At 71.0% G+C, this 25,279-nt stretch carries 19 protein-coding genes; 6 read left to right on the forward strand and 13 right to left on the reverse strand.

Translation table 11 applies throughout. The features are described from left to right. The first annotated feature begins 1,175 nt into the window (after window positions 1-1,175). Both IPI43_13180 and IPI43_13185 read left to right on the forward strand, forming a co-directional pair. On the forward strand, window positions 1,176-1,646 hold the full coding sequence (locus IPI43_13180; protein MBK7775063.1) for an AAA family ATPase: 471 nt from the start codon (window positions 1,176-1,178) through the stop codon (window positions 1,644-1,646). Window positions 1,647-2,617: 971 nt separating this feature from the next. Further along, the gene (locus tag IPI43_13185; GenBank protein ID MBK7775064.1) at window positions 2,618-2,989 is read left to right on the forward strand and encodes a hypothetical protein; all 372 of its coding nucleotides are present in this window, start codon (window positions 2,618-2,620) and stop codon (window positions 2,987-2,989) included. A 542-nt stretch (window positions 2,990-3,531) separates the two neighbouring features. Here the strand turns inward: IPI43_13185 and IPI43_13190 are convergent. Next, window positions 3,532-3,756 carry a hypothetical protein gene (locus tag IPI43_13190; protein ID MBK7775065.1) on the reverse strand — a complete coding sequence of 75 codons (225 nt, stop codon included), beginning with the start codon at window positions 3,754-3,756 and terminating at the stop codon, window positions 3,532-3,534. Window positions 3,757-4,543: 787 nt separating this feature from the next. Here IPI43_13190 and IPI43_13195 point away from each other — a divergent pair. Then, window positions 4,544-6,286 carry a hypothetical protein gene (locus tag IPI43_13195; GenBank protein MBK7775066.1) on the forward strand — a complete coding sequence of 581 codons (1,743 nt, stop codon included), beginning with the start codon at window positions 4,544-4,546 and terminating at the stop codon, window positions 6,284-6,286. On the opposite strand, the gene IPI43_13200 is transcribed toward IPI43_13195, so the two are convergent. The 12 genes from IPI43_13200 to IPI43_13255 form a co-directional block, all read right to left on the reverse strand. After that, complete coding sequence (locus tag IPI43_13200) at window positions 6,271-6,498, reverse strand: hypothetical protein (GenBank protein MBK7775067.1); 228 nt, start codon at window positions 6,496-6,498, stop codon at window positions 6,271-6,273. The genes IPI43_13195 and IPI43_13200 overlap by 16 nt on opposite strands. Window positions 6,499-7,301: 803 nt before the next feature. Further along, window positions 7,302-7,745, reverse strand: a complete 444-nt coding sequence (locus tag IPI43_13205) for a putative metal-binding motif-containing protein (protein ID MBK7775068.1) — start codon at window positions 7,743-7,745, stop codon at window positions 7,302-7,304. Beyond that, a complete protein-coding gene (locus IPI43_13210; GenBank protein MBK7775069.1) occupies window positions 7,669-8,241 on the reverse strand; it encodes a hypothetical protein in 573 nt (190 codons plus the stop codon). The genes IPI43_13205 and IPI43_13210 overlap by 77 nt, the downstream gene beginning before the upstream one ends. 3,134 nt (window positions 8,242-11,375) lie before the next feature. Beyond that, entirely contained in the window at window positions 11,376-12,047 is a 672-nt protein-coding gene (locus IPI43_13215) for a hypothetical protein (GenBank protein ID MBK7775070.1), read from the reverse strand. Beyond that, complete coding sequence (locus tag IPI43_13220; protein MBK7775071.1) at window positions 12,044-12,622, reverse strand: hypothetical protein; 579 nt, start codon at window positions 12,620-12,622, stop codon at window positions 12,044-12,046. The genes IPI43_13215 and IPI43_13220 overlap by 4 nt, the downstream gene beginning before the upstream one ends. 266 nt (window positions 12,623-12,888) lie before the next feature. Next, complete coding sequence (locus tag IPI43_13225) at window positions 12,889-13,158, reverse strand: hypothetical protein (GenBank protein MBK7775072.1); 270 nt, start codon at window positions 13,156-13,158, stop codon at window positions 12,889-12,891. A 7-nt stretch (window positions 13,159-13,165) separates the two neighbouring features. Continuing rightward, on the reverse strand, window positions 13,166-13,939 hold the full coding sequence (locus IPI43_13230) for a hypothetical protein (protein MBK7775073.1): 774 nt from the start codon (window positions 13,937-13,939) through the stop codon (window positions 13,166-13,168). 1,933 nt (window positions 13,940-15,872) lie between these two features. After that, window positions 15,873-18,701, reverse strand: a complete 2,829-nt coding sequence (locus tag IPI43_13235) for a hypothetical protein (GenBank protein ID MBK7775074.1) — start codon at window positions 18,699-18,701, stop codon at window positions 15,873-15,875. Window positions 18,702-18,803: 102 nt separating this feature from the next. Further along, window positions 18,804-20,114, reverse strand: coding sequence for a hypothetical protein (locus IPI43_13240; protein ID MBK7775075.1), 1,311 nt, complete (start codon window positions 20,112-20,114; stop codon window positions 18,804-18,806). Continuing rightward, window positions 20,111-21,055, reverse strand: a complete 945-nt coding sequence (bamD, locus tag IPI43_13245; protein MBK7775076.1) for an outer membrane protein assembly factor BamD — start codon at window positions 21,053-21,055, stop codon at window positions 20,111-20,113. Before bamD ends, IPI43_13240 begins: the two co-directional genes overlap by 4 nt. Continuing rightward, window positions 21,052-22,809, reverse strand: a complete 1,758-nt coding sequence (locus IPI43_13250) for a sigma-70 family RNA polymerase sigma factor (protein ID MBK7775077.1) — start codon at window positions 22,807-22,809, stop codon at window positions 21,052-21,054. The genes bamD and IPI43_13250 overlap by 4 nt, the downstream gene beginning before the upstream one ends. Before the next feature lie 3 nt (window positions 22,810-22,812). Then, window positions 22,813-23,322, reverse strand: coding sequence for a DUF2505 domain-containing protein (locus IPI43_13255; GenBank protein ID MBK7775078.1), 510 nt, complete (start codon window positions 23,320-23,322; stop codon window positions 22,813-22,815). Between the two features lie 209 nt (window positions 23,323-23,531). Here IPI43_13255 and IPI43_13260 point away from each other — a divergent pair, with 209 nt between their 5' ends. From IPI43_13260 to IPI43_13270, 3 genes are all read left to right on the forward strand, one after another. Then, window positions 23,532-24,500: a hypothetical protein gene (locus tag IPI43_13260; protein MBK7775079.1), complete on the forward strand. Its 969-nt coding sequence runs from the start codon at window positions 23,532-23,534 to the stop codon at window positions 24,498-24,500. A gap of 62 nt (window positions 24,501-24,562) precedes the next feature. Beyond that, entirely contained in the window at window positions 24,563-24,817 is a 255-nt protein-coding gene (locus tag IPI43_13265; protein ID MBK7775080.1) for a hypothetical protein, read from the forward strand. Then, on the forward strand, window positions 24,814-25,200 hold the full coding sequence (locus tag IPI43_13270) for a hypothetical protein (protein MBK7775081.1): 387 nt from the start codon (window positions 24,814-24,816) through the stop codon (window positions 25,198-25,200). Before IPI43_13265 ends, IPI43_13270 begins: the two co-directional genes overlap by 4 nt. The last annotated feature ends 79 nt before the right edge of the window (window positions 25,201-25,279 follow it).

Here is a 25,279-nt window from a genome sequence, read left to right on the forward strand (position 1 = left end):
ATGCGGGGTCGAGTCCATCGTCGATCCGAGGCGAAATCAGGCCGAAGAGCCCACCGTACTGGAACTCGGGCAGTGGTTTTTTTTTAGCACCCCACGAGCATCGGCCGGTGGATCTGATCCGGGTGGATGGGGTTGCAAAGACATAGCACAGGCTCGCCCCGGGCGGCGTACAGAAACCGGGAGGTGGCGCTGGGGCTCCCTTGCGTCCAGCCGCGACGCCTGGGAGCGGGCCGCCTCGACCGGGACCCGCGCCCCTTGCGATCCTTCGGTGATGGACCTTGTCACGTGCGGCCCGCATCCAAGCGATGCAAGCGGTTTCGGTCCCAGAGCAGTTGCTCCCCGCGCGATCCAGCGTTCGTTGAGCGAGGCCGGGAAAGCGCAAGCGCACCGCGTCTCGCTGGCTCGTGGACGTCGCCAGGGCGGAAACCACCTCGGCGATGCTGTAACGGACGGTGCCAGAAGAAACCAAGCCCTCGGGAATCGCGTCGGGTTCTGGCCCGCAGGACTGCCAGGTCCGCGGCGAACTCCTCCAACACCTGGCGGTAAGACCCTTGATCCGTTACCGGGATCAAAGGGTGCGGACCATCGCGCGCACGATCCATCTGCAAAACCACAGCTCACGTCGTCGGTCGCGCTGCTTATCGCTTCGAACGCAGCTTTGCCTCGAGGGGCACCCGAACGACTCGAGCAACCCGGCGCGTGGGTGTGACGGGACGCATCCGCAGGGTGCTGGAGGACGTCGATGAGCGCGTCGGTCCAGAATTGCCGAGTGGGGCTCTCGGCAGAGGGAGGTGTCTTCATGCGGCGCCGCGTTGGGACCGGCGGGCGAGGCCCGGCACAGGCGAAGGCCTGTGACTGGGAAGCCAGGAGCCTGGCGCGACACGCGCCCGGCCCACAAGCGTGGCATCCGTCATCAGGAGACTTTGCGGCCTGACTGTTCCTTGCAATTCTGGAGTCACACTCGAGTACAAGGATGATTGCCCGCCGTGCGAGCGCTATCCTGGCGGAACTCCTGGGTTCCACCCCCGCTGTCGCCCTGCTCGGCCCGCGCCAGGTGGGGAAGACCACGCTCGCGCTGGCTATCGCGGAGCAGCGACCTTCAGGATATCTGGGATCTCGAGTCCCGCGGCCGACCGCGCCAGAGATGGCGGACCGCGCGACCCCCCCCTCGCGCAGTGGACCAGCTGGTGATCCTGGACGAGGTGCATCCCCAACCAGGGCTGTTCCAGGAGCTGCGCGGGCTGATCGATCAGGGCCGCCGCCGGGGTACCCCACCGGACGCTTTCATTGCTCCGAGGTCTGCGTCCATGGACCTCCTGCGGCAGTCGGGGAAAACACTCGCGGGGCGTATCAACTACCTTGAGCTGGGCCCCCTCAGATGGGCTGGAAGGTGCGTGCCCCGTGACCAATCGAGCGGCTGTGGGTGCGCGCGGGGCTTTCCGAGGCTTTCTGACCGCAGCAGCGACGCACGCAGCGCCCGGTGTGGCTTTGACTTCATCCGCACTTACCTCAGGCGCGACGTGCCCAATGCTGGGACCGCGCATCGCCGCGGAGACCCTGCGCCGCTTCTGGACGATACTTTGGCACCACCAAGGAGCCCTGCTGCGTGCGTCGGCGTTCGCTCCGGTCGCTGGGCGTGGATGTAAAGACCGTGGCGTCATGCCCGGTCCTCTTGGTGGACCTGCTGCCCCGGTGCGCCGCCTCGAAACCGTGGCACGCGAACGATAAGGCAAGCGCCTGGTGAAATCGCCCAAGATCTACGTCGGGGACAGCGGGCTGGCTGCATGCGCTTCTCGGGCTCTCCGCGGCGGAGGAGGTGCTCGGGCACCCAGTGGCCAGCGCCAGCACGGGAGGGCTTCAATGATCGAGACTGGGATCGCCACCGCGGCCCCGACGGGACTCGCCCGCACTTCACCACTGCACGGCGGCGGGGGCCGAGATCGACCGGCTCCTGGAGCACCTTGGCCGGCGGCGCGACGTGGGACAACCTTCGAGGTGAAGCGCGGCCTCGCCCCCAGCCCGACCAAGGGGTTCCGCCGAGCGTGCGCGGTCTTTGCGCCCAGACGGAGGATCGTGGTCTATCCGGGCCGAGGCGCTTCCCGCTCGAAGCCAGGAACATCGGTGATGCCGGTGTGAAGAGCGGCCCGAAGCCGCAAGCGAGGAATGGGCTGGTTCGTGCTCTTCGGGGTGCTGCCAATTCGTGTCCGTCCACAGGGATAGCGCGATGCGTACCCTCATGATCGGCGACGTCCACGGCTGCTGGACGACTGCGTGCCCTGCTGGTGCGCTGTTCGTTCGATGGAGCGCGTCCGACCGTCTGGTCCTGCTGGGTGACCTGCTGGACCGCAGGGCTGATATCCTGTCGGCTGTGCGGTTCGCGCGAGCTGGGGGGCGGAGTCGGAGCAGGGCAACCACGAGGGGACGCACCTGCGCTTTCGTTCGCACTTTTCGGCTGAAGCGCGAGGCGGACCGGGCTATCGCCACCCCATGCGTCCGTTGAAGCCCGGCGCATGCGGCAGCACGAGGCGCTGTCCGACGAGGACTGGCGCTGGCTCGAGACGCTGCCGCACGTGCTGCCGCTCACGGGGGGGCTTCTGGCCGCGCACGATCGGGGCTCTTGCCCGGCAGGCGCTCGCCGACCAACCGCGGCGCGCCGATAGTGCGCCTGCGCTACCTGGACGACGGCGCGTGCTCTCAGCTCGAGCAGCAGGAGCGCCGCGCCTCGCCGAGCCCCTTCTGGATCGACACCTACGATGGGCCGGTGTCCACGGTGGCGCACGGCCACGCGGTGCTCGGCCTGACAGATCCCGTCCACGCAGCGGCCCTCGGGTGGAGGGCTTCAGCTCGGGCGCAGGCTGCGTGTTCGGCGGTGCCGGCGGCGCTCGTGCTCGACGACGCGCGACCCGGCGAGCGCACGTTCGTGGAAGTGGACGCGCTGCGCCGGTGTGCTCCGATGCGGGTGGGTCCCGAGGCGTCGGGCTGGGCCTGAGCTCGGCCGCTACTCGCCGATGGTCGAGCGCAGCGCGCCGTCCGCCGCGCCGAGCACCCGCAGCTGGGTATGGCTGCACCACAGAACGCGTCCTCGGTGACGACGAACCCGCTGTGCCGGTCGGCCGACCTCCTGCTTGAAGACGCGCCGGCCGTCAGTGACGTCGAACGCGGCGATCCACTCCCAATGGTCGACTCAATGGCGTAGGCACCGCCAGCGTGGTGCCCGCGAGCGCGGCCGACCCCGAGCTGCCCTGCTCGGCGTCGAGCGGGTTGGCGACCGGCGTCGAGCGACCAGACCCGCGACCGCGCTCGAGGTGGAAACGGCTTGGGCACGTAGCGCCCGGGCACGCACGCCGGACCCAGCCAGCGCGCCGTGCTTCCAGATGCGGTGGGCCACCATGCCGTCGAGGTTGCTCGGGATCTTGCTGCGACACCCGTCCGGCACGGTGTAGTTGGCGCTGCCCATCACGCGCCCAGCCGCAGCGGTAGGCCTCCACGCCGAGCGGGGCGCCGTAGTCGTCGCGGTCGGGTCCTCGCCGCTCATCGAGCGCGCCAGCACGGGGTGCACGCCGCGGCCGGGGCTCCGGACTGCCGACCCGTGGTGAGGTCCAGCAGGAGCTGGCGCTGGTCGGCGGTGGCCACGTGCAGCTCGCCTTCGCGGGTGGTGCACACCGCGAGCACGGTGTCGGCCAGCGCGCTGGTCCACTGCTCGGCGCCGCTCACGAGGTCATAGGCGTGCAGCTGCCCGAGCCGCGTGGTGACCACCAGCCGCTTTCACGCTGGTGCCGGCGACCGCTCAGCAACTCGGCGGCCGGCAGTCCGGCGTTGCGCACGCGCTCGGCGCCAGTGCGCGCGTCGAACACGGCCAAAGCGGGGCCTGCTCTTGCGACACCGGCGACCAGCTCGCTCGCGCCGTCGCCGTCGAGGTCCACCGCGAAGAAGGCGCTTCACTGCGCATGCGCAGCGGCGGCGCGGGGGGCGGCGTCGGTGGCTCCCACCTCGGCGGGCTCGGGCGCCTCGGCCACGTGGGGGGCGCGACGGCCGGGGCCACGCTCACCACCGGGGCGGGTGCAGACTCCACCCTGAGCATCGTGGTGACCGCGGCGACACCGCCGGCGGCCGCGAGCACGCCCACTCCGATGAGGGGGCAGCAGCCAGCCCGCGCTCCCGTGGTGGCCGCAGCGTGGCGGGCGGCGCCGTCTTCAAGATCGAGACGGTCTGGCAGTAGCCACAGGTGGCGCGGTCCGCTCCGGGCTCGACCGGGACGTGGGCGCCGCACTTCGAGGGCAGGTGGTGGTGGCAGGCGAGCCATGGCGGCCCGAGCATAGCGCGCCGGGCGGGGGCTTCGACCGTGCTCGGTGGTCCAGTGTGTATGCTGCGTCGACCGACGCGTGCTCTGGCGCCGCTCGGCGAAAAATCACGGGTGTCCAACTCGCGGCGCGTCGTTCGACGAAGGGAGGAGCCGCCAATTACGCCCTCCACACACTAGAACCGAAGGACCGAGCCATGACCACGCAGAAGTACCTCCTCATCTTACCGCACCCCTTCACCGCTGGCCCAGGGGAGCCGCCCTCGCCCGACCAGATGCAGGCCATGCTCGCGGCGTGGTCCGGCTGGAAGGAGAAGTTCAAGGAGCAGGTGGTGGACGTGGGCGACGGCCTCAGCCGGGTGGCAAGCAGCTCGCCGGGGGCGTCGTCATCGATGGGGCTTCATCGAATCGAAGGAGGTCGTGGTAGGCTTCTCCATCATCGCCGCCGCTAGCTACGAGCAGGCCATCGAGGTCGCGCGGGCGTGTCCCATGGTGCACATGCCAGGCTACAATATCCGGATCCGCGAGCTGGCGGCTTCTCGGCACCCGCGTGAGCGCTGGGCCGAGGGGCTGGGTTCGCCACTACTTCCGTCACGAGTCGGGCCGGCTTGCGTGGCGGCGCTCGCGCGCAAGTTTCGCCTGCTGCACCTCGAAGACGCCGAAGACGCGGTCAGAGGCGCTGATGGTGGCGCTCCACGGGCGTGGTCGATGAAGGGTATCCCCGATGGGCCCCGGCGTGGCTGTACCGCGGCGCCTTCCAACACGCTCGCCGATCGGGTGCGCAACGGCGCCTCGCGCGTGCGCTGGTCCGTCGGGGCGGCCAGGCCGGCCCCGACGTGGAGCCACGGAGACCGCGCTGCCCACGGAGCTGCCCGACGACCAGCTCCGCGTGCTCTTCGTATGCTGCGACCCCTCGCTGCCGGGGGAGTCGCAGCTGGTGCTGGCGCTGAAGGTGCTCTGCGGGTTCCGCGTGGACGAGATCGCTGGTGCGGCTCTTCACGAGCGAGGCCAACGTCTACAAGCGGCTGTCACGTGCCCGCGACGCGCTCGCCGCCCGCGGGATCGACCTCGACACCCCGCCCGACGTCGCCGCGCCCTCGGGACAGTCCAGGCCGTCTTGTACCTGCTCTTCAACGAGGGCTACAGCGCGTCCCGCCGCGGCGACGCGCTGCTGCGCGGGAGCTGTGCGGAGGCCCTACGTCTCGGGTACCTGCTGCTGGCGCACGAGGCCTGCTGACGTGCCGTCTTCGCGGGCCCTGGTGGCGCTGTTCCACCTCCACACGGCGCGCTTCGCCACGCGCGTGGACGCCACCGGTGAGATCCTCACCATGGCCGAGCAGGACCGTGGGTGCCGGGACCAGAGGCACGTGCATCAAGGGCTGCGCCTCCTCGCCACCTGCACCGACGCGGCCACCACGAGCCGCTACCACGTCGGGCCGCCATCGCCGCAGAGCACGTGCTCGCGCCGTCGTTCGCGGCGACACGCTTCGACGAGATCGCCGAGCTGTACGGACTGCTCGACCGCGTCGCGCCTTCGCCGCTCAACGCGCTCAACCGCGCCGTGGCGCTGGCCGAGGCGCACGGCCCACAGGCTGGTCTCGATGCGCTGCGCGACGTGCGGCTCCCCCCGGGACTCGCCGGCTACTACCTGTGGGACGCGGTGGTGGGGGACCTCTTCCGGCGCGCTGGACACATCCAGCAGGCGCGCAGCTACCTCGAGCGCGCGGCCGAGAACGCGCCGAGCCACGCCGAGCGGGGCGCTCCTGCAGCGCCGCCTCGAGACTGGGGTTGAGCCTCGCGCTCACCGCTGGCAGACGAGCAACCCAACGCGAAGCTCCCTGGATGGCATCACACCGTCGCGCTCGCCCGCTCCTTACCGCCGGCTTGATGGACGGAATGCGTGAGGCCGGCCCCGTCAGGTTACCGGGCCGGCCTTGCTACACATGTTCGACGGTGACTTGCGCGGCAGTTTATGGACAGCCGTAGGTGTCGTGTGAGTACCCGGTGCTGCCTCGCGGCACGAGCGGACGGCCACCCTGTGCGCCCACGCTCATCCATACGGTAGCGTTGATGGCGCGGAAAACGCTGTCGTGGGTGGTCAGTCGACTCACGCGGAACAGCTGCTCACCACTGGACACCCGCGCGCTGACCCAGAACGTGTTGCCATCCGCTGCGATGTCCAGGGTGCGGTGGCTCACGAAGCCACCCGCTGGGGCGTTGACGGTGAGCGCCCGAGGGTTTGCGCACGTGGTTCGAGCGCCGCCCCCTCAAACATGTGAGGGTGGGGGTGAGGTGGTGGAACCGTGGGAGATTGTCGCTTCCCGTGTACCCAAGCCGGAAGTTCCGCTGGCGTCTCGTACCAAGCTCGGGTTGCTGCCCGCGCCCACTGCGGCGTTGCTCGTGACGGTGGTTCCGCTCAGGAGTGCGACATGGGACTTGCGGGGTGGTCCCCTGCACCCACGTGATCACGAAGTTGGTGCCGCCCGCAGGGCAACGTCCATGCCGGTTCTGGCCGATGCTGGGTCCCGGGCAGCGTCGTTCCGCTCGTGGCCGTGTTGTTTCCGAGGGCCACCATGACGGCGGTTCGCACCACGGCGCCGGACGCGTAGATCACCATCCCAGCTGCCGTGCTGTTGTTGGCGACCCGCGAGACGCCATTGGCGCTCGTGTCCGCGACCAGACGTGAATGGGTGACGGTCGGGTTGCCGCTCCCATCCAGCCCCAGCAGCCGGTGCTGAACACCAGTGCCGTTGATGGTGCTCGCGACTCCCACTGTGTGTCCGAGAGACGGTCGATGTCGACGGGAGACGACGTTCGATGCTTCGAGCGTGACAAAGGCATCGGGCGTCCCGTGAACCTCACCTGCGGTGTCCACGCGGTAAGCCTCGGTGGTGGCCGCCACGCGTCCGGAACAGCTACATACCCTGCCGCGATGTTCGCGAGCTTGGCGTCATTGCCCAGCACCAACGTCGGGCCGGCGTGGTCCGCGCGATCATGCTCTTCATCGACCACCGTGTCGCAGTCCTCGTCGATGCTGTTGCAGGTCTCGGCGGGGGAGGCGTGCAAACAGCAGGACCGGGAGAAGGCATGCTGCCGTGCAGGAGCCGGTCCCTGTGGTGCCGCAGGTGGTGGTGCAGGGCTGAGCGCTGCCCCGAATGCACGCGAAGCCCTCGTCGGGGACGCCGCTGCAGTTGTTGTCCAACGCGTCACACGACTCGGCGTTACCCGTCCAGCAGGTGTTGCACGCGTCGTTGCAGTCGTCGCTGTTGTTCACGTATCCCGAGGGTGCCGTGCGCGCCATCATCGACATGGCGGGGTTGCCGCGCGAGTCCATGTCCGCGTCACGATAGAACGTGGTCAGAACGCCCTCATCCACGCCACCGACGCAGTTGTTGTCGAGACCGTCGCCAGACCTCGGGGGTTGCCCGTCCAGCAGAGGTTGCACAGTCGTTGCAGTCGTTCGTGTTGGTCACGTAGCCCAGCGGCGCGGAGCACGCGGTCATCGACATGTTGGGGTTGCCGCGGGAGTCCGAGTCGGCGTCCTGGTAGTAGGTCGTCGCGACGCCTTCGTCCACCGAGGCGTCGCAGTCGTTGTTGTTGCCGTCGCACACCTCGGTCCCGCCTGCGGCCATCATCACGTTAGGGTCGCCGAAGGTGTCGTTGTCGGCGTCCAGCCAGAAGCTGGTGCGGACACCGTTGTCGATGGTGCCATCGCAGTCGTCATCCAGGTTGTTGCAGGTCTCCGTGGTCTCCGTGACGCCACCCGTGCACACCAACTCGGTGCCTACGCACGCCATGGCGCCCATGGAGCACTCGCCTCGTCGGTTCCACAGGCCCCCCGCCCCCGCCACGTTGTCGTCGGTGCCATCGCAGTCGTCGTCCATGCCGTTGCAGGTCTCCGTGCGCGGCCCCACGGCCCCATCGCACTCACCGAACGTCATGTCGCTTCCGCACGTCTGCGTACCGGAGTGCAGGCACCCACATCCGTGCCGCAAGGCCGTGTCGACTTAACGGTGGTGCAATGGTCCCCACGCCGAAGTCCTGCATGGTGGCGTCCGGGGTGGAGCCATCGGGGCCGGCGTCGGCTGGGCTGGGATCGTCGCCGCATCCCCCCACGAACGCGCCCAGAGCCAAGAGCGTCGCAGCGCTACCAAGTCGAAACGTCATCTTATTCCTCCTCCTCGGGTTTGGTCTGCGACATGGGAAACGTCGCGGTGCCTACAGCTAACATGATTGTTCGACATGGGGTACTCAGTTTCCACCCGCCATAGCGACTCGGTGCAGCGCGCCCAATCAGACAGAAGGATGGCCGGCCCGGAGAGGTGTGGTTCGCCGAGGCCGCGGATGAACGGAGCCGCGAAGCATCACCCCCGTGGCGCGAAGGGCTCTGCCACTGGCAGACGGACAGCCGACCGCTAAGCTTACCGCTTGGGACTCCACCGTCGCGCGCGCCCGCTCCTCACCGCCAGCCTGGGCGTCGCCAGCATCACCATCACCGCGTGTGGCGGTGGCGCCACCACGGGCAACCTCATGGCTCCGCCCCGCGCCCGGCACGCAGGTGCACACCGGCAGCGGCTACGACGACTGCGCCGACGAGCGCCCTCCCGGCTATGCCGTGCTGCGCCCCACCGGAGACGCCCGGCTACGACTACTGCGAGCCGTGGACCCCGGCCCCACCGACGGTGGCCAAGATGGGGCTGTGGACGATGGCCGGTGTGGACGGCGGCGCCGACCCCGGGCTGCGCTTTGGCGGGCGTCAGCAGCGCCTGCGGCCACGCTACCGGCACCCTGCAGGCAGGCCCGCCACCAGGCCAGGAAAAAGCGCCTTCCGAAACGGCTCGCCCAAGAATTGGTGCCTGCGCGTTGGTGGCCCGCGCCGCCGTGGCTTGCTTCGGACTGCACGCGAGCGCGGCGGTGGAGGCTCCCCGTCCTCGAGCGCTGATCCACCAGGCTGCAGGGCGCGAAGAGGCCGTAATAGACGTTGGGCCGGGACGGACCACTTGTCCTCGAGCATGGGCCAGTGGAGGCTGCGGTACTTTCCGCCCGACAACACGCTGTGAGGGCTTGGGGTCACCGTCCTCGAGCCAGGTGTGCACCGCGGCGATGGTGGACTCGGCGAGCTTCCTGGGCACCGACGACATGGCCATGACGCCATCGAAGTAGGTGAGGTCGGCACCCTTGGCCCAGGCGGTCCAGACGGGCACGCGAGCTCGCACGCCTCGATCAGCGAGGCGGGACCGCGCGTCTGGGCACGGGCACGCTCCCGAGCAGCGCCCGCAGAGGTCTCGATGAGTGGTTGGGTGGGGCAGCTCGAAGCGACGCTGCGTGCGGGCGTCCACGTACGCCCACGGGGCTGCGCGCGGTGGGAAGGCGTCCTGGTGGTGTTCGTTGAAACAGCGCTGTACCGTGAGCAAGAACAGCGCATCCGGCGGGACAGCGCCGGTCGACCACCGTCACCGCGTGACGTCACCCACGGTGGGGCCTCGCTCGATGCGCTGGGGACAGTCGACGCTTCCACGCTGCGGCCGAGAAGCGCAGCACGACGCGCTGGTCGGCTCGCGGTGGCGACCTCGCCCGAGGAACCGGCCGTCATGTCCGTGGCGGCCTCCGCACTCGAGGAGCGTGAGGACGTGGTCCGCCGGATCCAGCCGAGGACGACCAGGTGTTGGGTGGGACCTCCATCACGCAGAGCCTACACGGCGCGCACCGGGGAGCGGGGGCCGACCCGCCTTAAGGCGTGTGTGGTACGTTCCAACCATGGCTGCTCCCGCCAGAAAACGCGCCACCTACGAGGATGTGCTCCGGGCGCCAGAGAACATGGTCGCCTCAGCTGGTGGACGGGCAGCTGGACCTCCAGCGCCGCGGGCCGTGCACGCCCGCTGCGCCTCGCCGCCCGGGCCCCGATCCCTTTGGGCTGGGGCGACGGAGGGGGCCCCTGGAGGCTGGGTCATCCGCCCGATCCACTTCGGCGAGCACTGCCCCGACCCCCGCTGGCGCCGAGGCGCAGCCCAGCTCGTCCTGGGAGCTCGCCCCCGACTGGCCCTCGCCCTCCACTCCGCTTCGCCGCTGGGCGCGACGGCACGCCTGGCTGGGGCCCGCGAGAAGACCGGGCTGGAGCCGGGGCCGGGTCGTCATGCGCGAGGCGCCCTTCGAGATGCCGCCTGTGGTCCTGCCAGCGGCTAGCAGCGTGTTGGTACCTACGCACCCACCCATGGACGGCTGGCGCCGGGGTCGCACCCCCCGCGCCCTGCCGCCCCTCGGCTCCAAGGAGCAAACGAAAGCTGCCCGCGTCGTCTTCTTCGCATTCACGGACAAGTCGCGCCCGACTGGAGTGAGTGGTGCTCCCAGGAGGCGCCCTCGGCACAGCCGGCTTCGACCGCGTGAAGAAACTCCCCTCTGCCGAACAGAGCTGTCGGTCCCGGCGCTCCACGAACACCTGGCTGGTTGGACCCTGGCAAACCCGGGCGCGGCCGCAGGCGGCAGCGGTGCTGGGCTGAGCTGGTCGGACGCGCTGGGGGAGCATGACGGCACGACGACCTGACAGGAGCTGGCCTGGCAGACTTGGACACTGAAGCAGGTGTTGCACGTTCCGCCACCGGTGCCGCAGGCGGCAGTGGTGTTTCCTGCCTGGCACACGTTGTTCTGGCAACAGCCGGTCGGGCACGTCGCTGCGTTGCACAGAAAGCCCGCGTCGCCGGTCTGGACGCGGCAGCCGTTCGGGCTGCCGGAGGACCCTCCGGCCTCGGCCTGGCAGGCGCCGGGTTTTCGGGTGCGAACGGAGCGCTCGCCGCCGACCTTACAGGGAGCAGGCAGCGCGCGTCATGAAGACCTCGATGCCTGGCGCCCGGGGGCCACTGGCGGCAGCCCGTGCGCCGAAGAACCGAGTCGACGACATCTTTCCCAGCTTGGTCCGGGGCCGCAGGCCTGCCCAGGCGCCGCCGAACGGGGGGATTGAAGGCCGGGTAGGTCTTCATGCGCACAGCGCCAATTATTGCTCGTGCAGGGACCTTTCGAGGTCGCACCGGCCGCGACGTTGGCAGGGGGACCGGAGGTGCGGGATCTTGCGGCGGAGCGCCTAAGAGCTCGACCTGCCGCCTGGGTGGCGCGACAAGACTCCGTGAACGCGTCCAGCGGGAACAGAGCGCACGACGCACGCGGCGGCACTCCAGCTGGCCCAGCTTGCGCAGCTGCGCGCGCGGCGCTTGAAGGTTCGCACACAGCGCCATCCGGCCACACGTTGGCAGGCCGTGGCGTCGCGGTCCGTGCGGATGGGCACCTGCTCCGCCTCGCGCCCCAGGCCGCTCGAGCACCGCGCGTAGTCGCCTCGCATCAGCGCGATGCGTGCCTCGGTGAGCCGCACGGAGGTATGCACCACGAGCACCTCCGACTCGCGCGGGACGGGCGCGAGCCAGGCCTCGGCGTCGGCCAGGTTGCCCGCGTCGCAGGCCCGGTTGGCGAGGGCCGTGCGCTGCACCGTGCGCAGCACCGGGTCGGTCAGCGTCTCGAGCGCGGTCTCGTCCACGGCGCGCGCGTGCCGGAACTCCTTCTTGGTCATGTACATCGTGCGCAAGATGCCGGCGGTCCAGAACAGCTCGATCTCGGCGTCGAAGCCACCGCCACCCAGCACCTTGGCCTCGGCCGCGCGGAAGAGGCTGTCCACCTCGCCGAGGCGCGCCACGTTCGTGGCCTGCTTCGCCAGGCCTAGCAGGTGCGTGGGCGGGAAGTTGTAGGGGTGCATGTCGCTCATCTGCTCGCGGAGCAGCGCGAAGCGCCTCGGCTTCGGTGGCCAACGGCTTCGGCGCGAGCGCCCGCTTCCCGGGCGCAGGTCTCGGGGCGCTCGTCACGGGGCTTCAGCTCGTGCGTGGCGCGGCAGTAGGTGCAGGTGTGGTGTCCACCGCTGGGCGCTGTCTCGAACGGCGCCCCGCAGTTCAGGCACACCAGGAGGCGGAGCGAGTGGCTGGTGGCGCTGACGGTGGACATGCGGCGGACGGTATCAGACCCCATCGGGAGGTGGCGCTCGATCCCGAGCGGCGCTCCGGCGTCGGCGCGTGTGCCGCCGGGTGTGAGGACCACCACCTGCTGCGGGCCGCTCCACGCGACGCTCTCGCGCTCGCGGGCCGCGTCGTCGCTGCGGTAGAGCGACAGCCGGTAGCGACCGGGTGGCACGTACACCCGCCCGCTCGGCTCGATCGCGAACGCGGGCGTGTCCACGAGGCGCTCGCGGCTCGCGATGCGCCCGCTGGGCACCGTGCAGCGCGCCGTCTCGGGGGCAGCCAGCGCCCGTGGTGCAGCTCGCTCGGCTGCGCGTCGAGCAGCGCCCACCTGCTAGGACGTGACGGTGACGCGCGGGCAGGCCGTACCCCACCACCAGCCCCTGCTTGCCGAGGGCCTTGTACCGGTAGCCGCGAGGATCGTGGGGGTCCAGCACGCCCGACTCCAGCAGCACGCTCAGGTGGCGCCCGTCGGAGCCACACCTCGGGGCCCACGCTCGGGAGGTAGGTGGCCTGTGGGCTCGGACGAGATCGGCCTACGCACGATGTTCGAGGTCAAGACGAGGTCCCGCTGCGCGAGTGGCGAGATGGAAGGGGTTACTGGAGGAAGCTGAGCATCCCGCCGGCCTCGCCGAGATCGCTCTTGGCGCTCTCGACGCGCGCGCGGACGCTCGGGTTGATGGGCTGGCCCTGGATGCAGGTGTGGAAGCGGATGAGCAGCATGGTCAGGCTGATGGGCTCGAGCACCGCGGTGCGCAGGAACCACGAGCCCAGCATGCCGAGCGGGACACCCACCAAGAGGCCCAGGAAGGCGGCGGCGAAGGCGCCCATCACGGCGGCCCCTTCGTCGGGGATGCCCGAGGACACGGCCGCGTCACCGGCCAGCGTTGACGATGGCGCCCACCACCGCGAAGCCCAGCGTCATGAGCACGAAGGCGAGCGTGCCGCCCAGGAACTTCTCCGTGAAGTACGCCCGGATGGCGGTGCCCAGCAGCGGCCCCGGGTTCTGCGCCACGTAGGTGATGGCGTCCTTCGAGGCCTGGTCCAGGTTGCCGTCGCCGCGGGCGATGGCGAACGAGAGCGCGAGGTCCGCGATGCGCGGGGCCACCCGGTCGGTCAGCCAGCCGAGCGCCTTGCGCAGCGGCTCGAGGTCGATGGGCAGGAGCTCGTCCAGCTTGTCGAAGGTGCGGAAGAACTTGCCCACCAGGCGCTGCACCTCGTTGTGCGCGTCGGCCACCGGCCCGAGGTTGCCGAACTGCTCCTCGAGGAAGCGCTTGGCGCCGTCCGCGGCGTTGTTCGCGGGCGCGGCCTGGCCGGCCACCAGTTGCTTGGTGGCGAGGTACGTGAACGCCGCGCGCATGGCCCACAGGCGACGGTCGATGTACGGCATGAGCCCGAACGCTAGGCCCAGGCAGAGCACCAGGAAGACGATCGCGCCGGCCGCCTTGTGCACGTACATGGAGAGCACGGCGGTGAGCAGGATGCCCACCGTGAGCGAGCCCGCGAGCAGGCCCATCTGGGCGAGCACCGCGACGGCGCGCTCGAAGGGGTAGCTGCCGGTCTTGCGGACCACGCTGGCGGCGGCGAAGAAGGACGCGCTCTGCTCGGAGACTCGGTAGCTGGGGACGGGATTGGCGGCGGTGTACATGGGTCCTCGGTGGGTGGTCGTTGGGGGGCTCTCCATGGGTTCGGGGGCAGGCCCGGCGATCCGTCACGCCATTTGCTGCAACGCCGAGAGGCGCCCGACCACGCGAAGTGGAGGGGCGCCTCTCGGCGGGTCGGGCGTGCTCGGCGGCGCGCGGTGGCTCAGCGACGGCGGCGCACGCGGCGGCTCACGGCCAGCAGCGTCAGCAAGCCGAGGGGCAGCGCGGGGTGCGGGCCGGAGGTGCTCTCGCCCACCACGCACCCGCAGCCACCGCCCGAGCTGGGCGGCGGGGTCACGCCCTGGTCTCCCGCGCCAGCGTCGGGGTTGGTGGTGCCTGCGTCGTCGTCGTTGCCTGCGTCGTCGTTGCCGGCGTCATCCGTGCCTGCGTCGTTGGTCACGCCGCTGTCATCGGTCACGCCGCTGTCATCGGTCACACCGGCGTCGCTGGTCACACCCGCGTCGTCGTTGCCCATGCCCGCGTCGCTGCCCACGCCGGCGTCCATGGTGTTGCACACAGGGTCGGCCGTGTACTCGCACGCGTTGCCGAAGCAGGCGTCCACCGTGCACGGGTCGCTGTCGTCGCAGTCGCCCGCGTCGTCGCAGCAGTCCGCCATGGGCGCGCCGAACACGCACACGGTGTTCAGCATGTCGCAGCTGTCAGCGGTGCAGGCGCTGCCGTCGTTGCAGTCGCTGTCGCTCACGCAGCAGTCCGCTGCGGGCGGCCCGGCCTCGCAGCTGCCGCGCGCCGTGTTGCAGGTGTCGGGCGTGCAGGTGTTGCCATCGTCGCAGTCGCTGTCGTCCATGCAGCAGCCGTTCGCGTCCGAGGGGCACTGCGTCAGGTCGCCGCTGCACACCTCCTCCGTGTCGCACGAGTTGGTGGAGCCACGGCACACCGTCAGGGCCGGCACGTACTCAGGCGAGCAGCTGCCGCCCATGCACAGGTCCTGCGCGTCACACAGGCCGCTGGGCGCGCCGCCACACGCCAGGCCGTTCATGGCGTTGGGGTTGTCCGTGGGGCAGCTGGTGGTGCTGCCGCTGCAGCTCTCGGCCGCGTCGCACTCGCCGGTGGAGGGGCGACAGGGCGTGCCCATGGGCTGCACGCGCGTCATGCAGGCGCCGCCCATGCAGAGGTCCTGCAGGTCGCACAGACCGCTGGGGGAGCCGCCACAGGCCATGCCGTTGAGGGCGCTGGGGTTGTCGGCCGGGCAGCTGGTGGTCACACCGTTGCAAGTCTCGGTGGCGTCGCACGCCCCGGTGGAGGGGCGGCAGGGCGTGCCAGCGCCCACCACGAGTGCCACGCAGGTGCCGGACAGGCACGTGTCCTGCGCGTCGCACACGCCGCTCGCAGCGCCGCCGCAGGGCGTGCCGTTGGTGGCCAGCTGGTCGGCGGGGCACATCGTGTTGCCGGCCACGCACACCTCTGGCGTGTCGCAGTCGGGGTTGCCCGCCGCACGGCACGTGACCGCGGGCGCGGCCGCCACGCTGAGGCCGGTGCAGGTGCCGTTGAGGGTGCCACCCGCTGCGATGCTGCACGCCTGGCAGTCGCCGGCCGCGCCGCCACCGCACAGGGTCCCGCAGCACACGCCGTCCACGCAGAAGCCGCTGCTGCACTCGCTGGCGGCGCCGCAGGCGTCACCGTTGCCCTTGATGAGCGTGTGCACGTAGGCGCTGCCCGCGTCGGTCGCGTCCACGTCGGAGAGCACCGCGCCGGTGATCAGGAGCTGCGCCGAGATGGCCACCGAGCGCCCGAAGGCGTCCCCGTCGGAGTCGTCGAGCGCCGGTGCAGCGATGATGGTCTGCGCGCTCCACGTGGTGGACGTCAGGATGTGCGGGACCACCACGCCCACGTCGGTGCGCCCGGCGTGCTCACGCCCGGGGACACCCACGGCCAGCACGTCGCCCGAGAGCGAGAGCGCGGCGCCGAACTCGTCGCCGATCACGCCGCCCGCAAGCGTGATGGTGTGCTCGAGCGGCCAAGTGGTGCCGCTCTGCGAGAAGGTGCGCACGCTGCCCGGGCCGGCGGAGACGCCGCTGAGCGGGACGGCGGCGGCGGCCACGGCCACGCGCGTGCCGCTGATGGCCACGGCGCGCCCGAAGGCTCCGCCGGCGCTGGACGGGCCCGAGAGCACGGCCTGCTGCGACCACGTGGTCCCGCTGCGCGTGAAGACGTAGGCGATGCCGATAACCACCGCGCCGCCACCCTCCGTCGCGGTTGGGGCGCCCACCACGACGATGTTGCCGTCGATAGCACGGCGCTGCCGAGGCTGTCGAGGTCCTGCGGGTTTCCAGCCACCAACATGCCCTGCTGCGTGAAGGTGGTGCCCGAGTCCACGAAGACGTAGGCCGCGCCGCGGTCGGAGCCGCCGCCGTTCACGCCGGGGGCGCCCACCACCAGCGATCCGTTGCTGAGACCGAGCGATGCGCCGAACGCGTCGCCGACCGCGCCGCCCATGGGCGTGAGCGCCGTGGGAGCCGACCAGGTGCTGCCGGTGCGGCGCGAGATCCACACCGTGTTGGCCGTGCCGTTGCGCGTGCTGAAGGCCAGCGTGTTGCCCTCGAGGGCCACGCTGCCACCCGCGAGCTGCACACCCGCGACGGTGAGCTTGGCCTGCTGCGCCCAGCTCGTGCCGCTGCGCACGAACACGTAGACCGCGCCGCCGTTCGGGGCCGCCTCGTCGTCGTTGGGGGCGCCGATGGCCGCGGTGTTGCCGTCGATGGCCACGCGCTCGCCGAAGCGGTTGCTGGCCACGCCGTCGGGCCGCAGGGCGGTCTCGGCGTTGTTGGTGGTGAAGTTCTCGCCATACACGATGCCGGCGTCGAACGCGTCTGCGTCATGGAAGGGGGCGCCATAGAGCGCCACCTCGGGTGCAGTGCCGTTTCGGTAGGGCAGCGCGCACGCCGAGCCTGCTGCGTCGCCGCCCACGGCACCCAGGAAGCGCTCCACGGACGTGAACGCGAACGCTGCGTCCATGGTGTAGCGATAGAGCGCACCGCGGTTGAACATGACGCCGCGCGCGCCGACGACCACGTGGTCTGCGGTGCCGTCATCCTGGAACGCCACGCACGTGCCGAAGCCGTCGTTGGCCTGACCGTCGGCCGCGGTGAGCGAGCCGGCGAGAGTGAGCGAACCGCCGGCGCGCGCCAGGCGGTGCACGGCGCCGTTGGTGCGGCCGGGCTCGCCGGTCAGAAACTGGGTGTCGCTGATGACCGCGAGTGACGTTCCGAACGCGCCGTTGGCCACCGGCGAGCCGTGCGTGACCTTCGCCTCTTGGGACCACTCTATCGGCGGGCCTGCCGCGCGCACGAAGCTGTAGACCGAGCCCGCGTTGGCCGTGGCCCCGGCATCATCGCTGGGCGCACCCACCAGCAGCGCGCCTGTGTAGCTGAACGTGGGCGGAAGCACCGCGCCGAAGCGGTCTCCGTCGGCCGCGTCGCCCGCGGTGAGCGTCGCCTCGAGCGCGTTGGTGCGGTAGACGAACACGCTGCCTCGATCATTGCTGATGCCGGGCGCGCCCACGGCGAAGGCGGTGGCGCCCACGATGTAGTTGTACGTGAGGGCCGCGCCGTACTCGTCACCGGCCGCAGGCGTGGGGGCCGTGAACGCGCTGGTGGTCAGCGCCAGGGTCGCGCTGGTGTAGGTGAAGGCGTAGACCTTTCCGCCCGCCGCCCGGTCCGGGGCGCCCACCAGCACCCGAACCTGCGTGCTGGAGGTGCTGCCCACCGCCACTGCGGCACCGAAGTGCGCGTCAGCCTCGGCGTCGTTGGCTTGGATGCGCGCGATCAGGTCCCAGCCGTTGTCGGCGGCGTTGCGGCGATACACGTAGGCCGCGCCCGCGTTGCTGGCCGCCCCGTCGTCGTAGGGTGCACCCACCACCGCCCATGTGCCCTGCACGGACGTGGTCGTGGCGGCCACGCTCGCGCCGAAGCGGCCGGTGTTGGCGAGATCGCTCGGCGCAAGGCGCGCCTCTTGCGTGGACACCAGCGGGTCCACCACCAGCGGGTAGCGCGCGTTCCGGTCGTCCACCTCGAGCACGATGCGGCCGTCGCTCACGTGCATGTGCGCGGGCACGTCGTCGCCCTCCGCGTCGAGCGCATAGAGGTCCGAATAGCGCGCCTGCTGCACGCCGGCCTCGTCCAGCAGCGCGATGAAGCTGCCCCGCGCCTCCGGGCGCAGGCCCTCGACCTCGAGCTCGAAGCGCAGCGGGCCCTCGCCCGCCGGCCGCTCGGAGAGCTCGAAGCCCTGCTCGAGGCCCAGCGGGCCATTCACGAACCACTCGAGCAGCCCCTCGCGCAGCACGCGGATCTGGTTGCCCTCCGTGGCCGTACGCGCGGGTGTGACGTCCAGCGTCTCTCCCTCACGCCCCGCGGCCACCAGGCCTAGCGTGAGCTCGAAGCCAGGCGTGGCGCCCTCTGCTGCGTGGCTCGCCACCTCGAGTCGACCGCGCGTGACGTCCACACGGAAAGCCTGCTCGCGGTTCTCGGCGCGCGCCGCGTGTTCGCTCACGGCCTCAGCCACGTAGGTCTCGTCGGCGCTGGCTTGCGCAGCGCTCATGGCGAGGCGCGCCGTGGCCCGCGCGTCGGCGGCAGCGTCGAGCGGACCATCGGCTTCGCGCGCTCTGGCCGCTTCACCTCCTGCGCGAGGCTCCGCTGCTGCGCCGAGCGCGGGCGTGGCCTCGTGACGGCGGAGCGCTGCGGCTCCTCCCACACTCAGCACCGATAGAACGACGAACGCTAGAGCTGCTCGCTGACGAGAGATCGTATCCATGAACTCCTCCGGCCCACGTGGGCGCTTAGAGGGGTTCGGGGCCACGCTCGCGGATCCGTCACGGTTTCTTTGCGGCGAAGGCGCAGCGCACGGCGCGCGGGCTCACGGCGAGATGCTGTAGACCTCGCCCGGGAACGGGATGACCGGATCCGGGTTGGTGCTCGCGCACTCGCGGAACTCGTTGCCGCCGAAGGCCATGGGCGTGCCGTTGGTGGTGACGATGAGGTTGTGGTCGCCGCTCGCCACGACCTGCTCGACGCCGCCCGCCTGCACCACCACGTCGCGCGGGGTGCGCGCGCAGGGCACGCCGCTGCAGTCGTCCACGGCGCCGCTGCTGTTGCCCACCTGCCCGAGCGCGTCACTGCCGAAGCAGCGCAAGAGCCCGTCCGTGAGCAGCACGCAGGTGTGCTCGTCGCCTGCCACCACCACGGACGCGTCGGCCAGGTCGGTGACGCGCACCGGGTCGAGCGCGCACGGCAGCCCGCCGCAGGTGTCCGCTGCGGCGCTGCCCACGCCCAGCTGGCCCAGGTCGTTCACGCCGAAGCAGTGCGTGCGCGCGAGCGCGTCGATGGCGCAGCCGTGACGCTCGCCGAGAGCCACGTCCACCGCGTCGGTGATGGCCAGCGCGCTGGGGGCCGAGACCACCTCGCCGACCGTCTCGCCCACGCCGAGGGAGCCGCCCACGCTGCGCCCGAAGCAGACGGGCCCGCCACTTTCGCGCAGCACGCAAGTGCCGAACGGGCCCGCACGCAGGCCGGTGGCGTTGGTGATGCCGGGCACGTCCACGGGGCTGCTGGCGCAGCGGCGCGTCACGCCCTCGAGGAGCGCCAGGCGTGGGGCCTCGCCGGCCGTCACCAGGCCGCAGTCGCTGAGTGTGCCCGGGTCCACGCCGAGTGTGCCGTGGTTGCCGAGGCCCCAGCAGGCCACCGTGCCGTTGGTGCGCCGCGCGCAGGCGTGGTGACGCCCGGCCACCAGCTCCACCACGGGGCCCGTCACGTCGTTCTCGAGCGGCTCCACGTGCGGGTCGGTGTCGCGCGTGCCGCGTCCCAGCCCGCCGAGGTCGTTGCTGCCTGCGCACCACACGGCGCCGCTCACGACAACGCATGTGAACGTGTCGCTCAGCGCCACGCTCGTGGCGTTGCGCAGCGCGAAGGTGGTGGGGAACGCGTCGCAGGGCTCGCTGCCGCAGAGCGAGTGCAGCATGGCGGGCTCGATGGAGAGCTGCCCTGCGCCGCCCGCGCCGAAGCACTGCAGCCGGCCGCTCTCGGAGAGGATGCAGCTCGCGCGCGGGCCGGCGAAGAGGACGAGTGGCCCGCGCGCGACGCCGCCGTCACCGCCGCCGAGGTCCACGTTCATGGTGCAGCCGGCACCGGCGGCCAGGGCTGCGAGCGCGAGCAGCGCAACGCGCGTCACGGTGTGCCCTCGGGCGCGCTGGGGCTGGGCGTGGGGCTCGGGGGCGGGGTGCTTCCGCCGCTGCTGCCGACGGCCGCGTTCACCGCGCGCAACAGCATGGAGCGTGGGTAGCGGGCGCGGAAGCGCTCGGCGCGCGCCATGGCCGCCGGGAGGTTGCCGCTGCGGGCCAGCGCCTGGATGGCCAGCGCCTCGCGCTCCTCCACGAACTCGCCCCGCGGGAAGCGCCGCTGGTGCTCGGACGTGGCGGCCAGCGCCTCCGACGTGCGGCCACGCGCGAGGGCGGCCTGAGCCCGCGAGACCAGCGCGTTCTCATCGGCCAGGTCGCGGTCGCGGCCGCTCCCGGCCTCGTCGCCGGTGACGCCCGCGTCTGCCGCGTGGCCGGTTGGCGACGGGAGGTTGCTTGCTTGCGTGGGGCTGCCCGTCACGGCCACGGTACCGGCCTGTCCGTTGGCGTCCACGTCGGCCCCGCCCGTCACCCCGGCGTCCTCGCGCACGTAGACCGTCTCGACCACACGCACGGGCACCTCCACCACGCGCTCGACGACGCGCTCTTCGACGCGCACCTCGGGAGGGGTGGCCACGCGCGTGCCCACGATGCCGGCGCCGAGGCCCAGCAGGAACGCCAGCGCCGCGGCCGTCGGTAGCGAGACGGTCGCGGCGGTGGTCGCTGCGGCGGTGGTGACCGCGGCCTGGGTGAGGGCGGCGTCTGCGCCGGGAGCCGAGGTGGGGCCGGGGCTCGGGCTGGGGGCGGGGCTGGGGTCGCTGCCACCCGCGGGGTCGCTGCCGTCCGTCGGGTCGCTCGGTGGAGGGTTCAGCAGCGACTGGCCCACGCGCTCGAACACGCGCTCGAACGCGCCGTCGGGCGGGTCCAGCGGATCACTCTCGATAGCCAGCAGCGCGCGCAGCTCGGCGTCCAGCTCGGGCAGGTCGTGCTCGTTCATGTGGGCCCCCGCTTGGGGCGCAGCCGCTGCACCGCCGCCGTGAACTCGCCGCGCGCCAGGCGCAGGCGGGAGTAGCCCGTGTTGAGCGGGATCTCGAGCGCCTGCACGATGTCCGGCATGGAGATGCCGTCCAGCTCGTGCATGACGAACACGGCGCGGCGCGACTCCTCGATGGACGAGAGCGCCCGCAGCACCAGGTCGCGGTCCTGCTGCGCTTCCAGCTGGTCGTGCGCGCTCGCGGACTCGTCGGCGCCCTCCGTGTCGTCCCGCAGCTGCTCCCGCCGATTGCTCGCCTTGCGGCGGTAGTCGGACGCGCAGTTCGCGGCGATGCCGAAGAGCCAGGGCTTCAGCGGCCGCGCAGGGTCGTAGTGGTGGGCTTTGCGATGCACGATGATGAAGACGTCGTGGGTGAGATCCTCGAGGTCAGCCGTGCGCACGTCGAGGCGCCGCAGGCTGTTCCACACGTACTTGAAGTGCGTGCGAAAGACCTCGTCCACGACGAGGCCATCCGTAGGGGTTCGGGGCGGCGGAGACGATTCCGTCATCGAAGTCTCACGCCCACGCCGATTGCTGCCAAGACCGACACGGGAGCACCTTGCCACACCTCGGCGTTGCTCAGCCGCAAGCTGGGCTGCAGCAGGGGCACGTCGGCCCCCACCCGCACCCCAAGCGAAACCCGCTCCCCCAACCCCCAAGTCATACCCCGCCAGCACCGCGATCCCTGCCACCACCCCCAGCCCACGCCGCGCGTTCGCGATGTCCGACCCGCGAGCCGGCATCACCCCCACAAACCCGCCCACACACCCGCGAAAGCCGCCCCCCAAACCACATCCCAAAGCCCGCAAGTCCAGCTGATAGGCGCTCACCCGCCCCCCGCCCTCGGCGGTCTGCGCTGCGGGCAACCAGCCCCGCACCGCCATCTCCGACCCTACCCAGCCCCGGTCCACATTCACCCGAAGCCCAAACCCGGGCCGCACCCGGGGCACGACCTCCCACCCCACCAGCATGTCCAGAGCCACGACGACCCGCCGTCGCGAGCCGCCGGCCTCGGTCTCGGCCTGCGGCCCGGGCTCGGCCTCCGACTCGGACTCGGACTCGGACTCCGATTCGGTCTCGGTCTCGGTCTCGGTCTCGGTCTCGGACTCGGACTCGGTCTCGGACTCGGACTCGGACTCGGTCTCGGTCTCGGACTCGGACTCGGACTCGGACTCGGACTCGGCCTCGGTCTCGGTCTCGGACTCGGACTCGGACTCGGACTCGGACTCAGCCCCGGGCCCCGGCCCCAGCAAGCTCACCGGGTCGATCGCCACGCTGATCGCCAGCGCCATGCCGCGCGCCAGCTCTTCGCAGTCCCGGGTGCGCGAGCGGATCTCGCGCTGCCCCACCTGCTCGCCCGCTGCGTCGAATACGTCCACCGTGGCCACCAGCCCCCCGCGGTCCCGGCGGATCACCGTGCGCACGTGCTGCGGAGCGTCATCCCGAAACGGCACGTAGCCCAGACGCGCCGACACCGCGTCGCGCAGCTCGGCCTCCTCGGGGCACTGCTCGGCCCCCCGTTGCCGCTCGTAGGTCAGGCTGGACGTGGGGTGCACCGCCTCACCGTTCTCGTCGCCGGCGCCCTGCGCCTGCGCCACCCCACTGCCTGCGATCACCGCGACCACCGCGCCCAGCTGGATCACCACCGCCAGCGCGCGCACCACCCGGCGGCGCGGCCGCTCCAGCTCATCCCGGCAGGCGTGGGGGCGCGTCCGCATCACTCAGCCGCCAGCGCGTCCTGCCGCTCGCTCCTTCAACATCTCGAGCGCCAGCTCGGCGGTCTGCCCGTACGACTCTTCGATGGTGGCCACCAGCTTCTGTTCCATCTGCTTGCCGATGATGGGCACCTTCACCACCAAGTCGCCCTCGATGACGCGCTCGGAGCCGCCCGCAGCCGCGCGCACCGTGGTGGTGCCGCTGCCCGTGAACTTGTTGGCCAGCACCATGGGGATGATGGTCCACGCCAGCGTGTTGCTGCCCGCCGCGCGCCGCGACTCCTGCTCGTAGCTGATGCGGTCTGCGCCGATGGCCTTCGCCATCATGGCAGGCACCTCCTTGTTGGCGATGACCTTCCACTTCACGTACGAGCCGCGCTCGTCGTTGCGCTGCTCCAGCAGCTCGCGCACCACACCGGTGCGCTGGGACATGCGCTGGTTGAACGTGGGGTCGTCGAACACCGACCAGAGCTCTTCGGGCGTGCAGGGGAAGTGGTGGGTCATGGACAGGCGCATGGTGGTGTCCTCATAGCAGATCAGCGGACGAATTCGTGACGGAAGCCACGGCCTCGCGGCGACCCAGGATATGCGTCGACCGGCCCCGTCCTTCCCTTTCTTCTCTGCCGCCGCCGAGACTCCGCTGCGTGACCTGGCTCTCGCGCTGGCGATGGCCGGGCGACGCCGGCGCTGATACGCTTCGCCTACACCAAGCAGGAGCGTGAGGGGTGAACCGTCCAGTCGTCTTCCATTGGCTCTCCAGAGCCCTCCCGGCGCTCTTCTTGGGCGCCTGCTCCACGGCGCACGAAGCGCCGCGCTGCGCCGGCGGGACGCGCTTCGGGGACTACTGCCACATGGCGCTGCAGGAGGGTGAGGCGTGTCCCGACCCGGACTACCCCAAGCCCTACCAGTTCTCCGACGGAGTGGTCTGCGGCACCGAGGACTCGGACATCGGCGCCGACATCGACGGGCTCTGTGACGCGTTGGGGGTTGGCTGTCAGCAGGGCAGGGCGGTGTGTCCATCGCCCCCGGCCACGCTCGCGGACTGCGCCAGCGTGGGGACCACCTACGCGGACTGCGGCGGCACCGGAGGCCCGGTGTTCGGCTGCGAGCTGCGCGGCAAGTGCCACTGGTTCATCCACGGGTGTGCGCCACAGACCCATCAGGTGACCACCTGTCCATCGTCGGACCTGTGCTGCCTCGAAGACTGGCCGTGGGCGCCGGACGCCGCGTTCTCGCACCCCACCGCGATCTTCATCCATGCCTTCAACACCGAGCCATGGGGGCCCGAGCGCGAGCTGAACGTGGACGTGGGCCCTGCTCCGAGCGAGCTGATGGAGCCCGGCCTCACCTGCGTGCCCGCGATGAACGGCGGGAACAACCCCTGTCATGACGCCTTCGACGTGTTCGACACGCTTGCGTTCGACGGGGGCCGGCGCATCGAGCTGCGTCCCTCGATCGGCATCCACTTTGGCTTCGCCCTGCTCATCGAGATCGAGCCGGTGGCCACGGGGCAGCGGGCGCGCGTCTGTCGCGCGGTGGAAACCGACGCCTTCGACTACACCTGCGAATTCATGACTCGCGGGTGGCAGCCGCGCCCTCTCTGCGCGACCTCCGGGACCGTCCAAGTGGGCGACGAAGGTGGCCACGTCGACGTGGAGTTCGAGGACGGCGGTCGCATCAGCGGCTGGTGGTAGGAGCTCGTGTTTCACCCACGTGGCGTTGACGCGCGGTGCTACCCAGTAGTACCGTGCTGATGATGACCTTCGCCAAGCTGTCTCTATCGCTTCCGCCCCATTTGCATCAATGGCTGACGGACGAGCACGACCGCTCGGGAACGCCGGTCAGCGCGTTGGTGGCGCGCGCGCTCGAGCAGACCCGCGAGCTCACGGCGCTCCGGACCGCGCGAGCGTCGCGTGTCCAGGCGGCGCTGGCTGAACTCGGAGGCAAGCCCTTGACCGCGCGCGAGCTCGCCCGCGCACGAGCCGAGCTGCATGAGCTGGGCCTGCTGTGACGGGGATCACGCTCGACACGGGCGCCATCATCGCGCTCGAGAAGGGCAAGCGGCGTATCCTCAGTGTGGTCAGTGTCGCCCTCGAGCACGACATCCCCGTCTTCATCCCCGCTACCGCGCTGGCGGAGTTCTGGCGCGAGCCGAGCAAGGCGATGCGCAGCCTGCTCGCCGACTGCACCGTGCTGCCCATGACCTCTCGCGAAGCCGAGGCGCTCGGCACGGTCTTGGGCCGCCTCGGGCGGCGGGCGGGCCCCCCGTTCGTGGACGCCTCGGTGGCCCTCTTCGCAGCCCTCTACGCGCCAGTCCTCTACACCGCGGATCCTGAGGACATGGGTGAGATCTGCAGCCGCGCGGGGCTCAACGTCCGCGTGCTGGGTGTCTGACGAGCTGGCTGCCTGGCTCGCATTCCCCGGGAACTTCTGCCCCCCACGAGTGTCGGCAGGAACGTGACCCGGCGCACAT

Source organism: Sandaracinaceae bacterium, assembly GCA_016706685.1.
Taxonomy (GTDB): Bacteria; Myxococcota_A; Polyangia; order Polyangiales; family Houyiibacteriaceae; genus JADJJE01.

Coding starts and splice junctions, on each gene's coding strand:
- IPI43_13210 (MBK7775069.1), bottom strand. CDS start 8,241: ATGACGTTCGGTGAGTGCGATGGGGCCGTGGGGCCGCGCACGGAGACC.
- IPI43_13265 (MBK7775080.1), top strand. CDS start 24,563: ATGACCTTCGCCAAGCTGTCTCTATCGCTTCCGCCCCATTTGCATCAA.
- IPI43_13250 (MBK7775077.1), bottom strand. CDS start 22,809: ATGCGGACGCGCCCCCACGCCTGCCGGGATGAGCTGGAGCGGCCGCGC.
- IPI43_13230 (MBK7775073.1), bottom strand. CDS start 13,939: ATGTACACCGCCGCCAATCCCGTCCCCAGCTACCGAGTCTCCGAGCAG.
- IPI43_13215 (MBK7775070.1), bottom strand. CDS start 12,047: ATGAGCGACATGCACCCCTACAACTTCCCGCCCACGCACCTGCTAGGC.
- IPI43_13255 (MBK7775078.1), bottom strand. CDS start 23,322: ATGCGCCTGTCCATGACCCACCACTTCCCCTGCACGCCCGAAGAGCTC.
- bamD (MBK7775076.1), bottom strand. CDS start 21,055: ATGAACGAGCACGACCTGCCCGAGCTGGACGCCGAGCTGCGCGCGCTG.
- IPI43_13235 (MBK7775074.1), bottom strand. CDS start 18,701: ATGGATACGATCTCTCGTCAGCGAGCAGCTCTAGCGTTCGTCGTTCTA.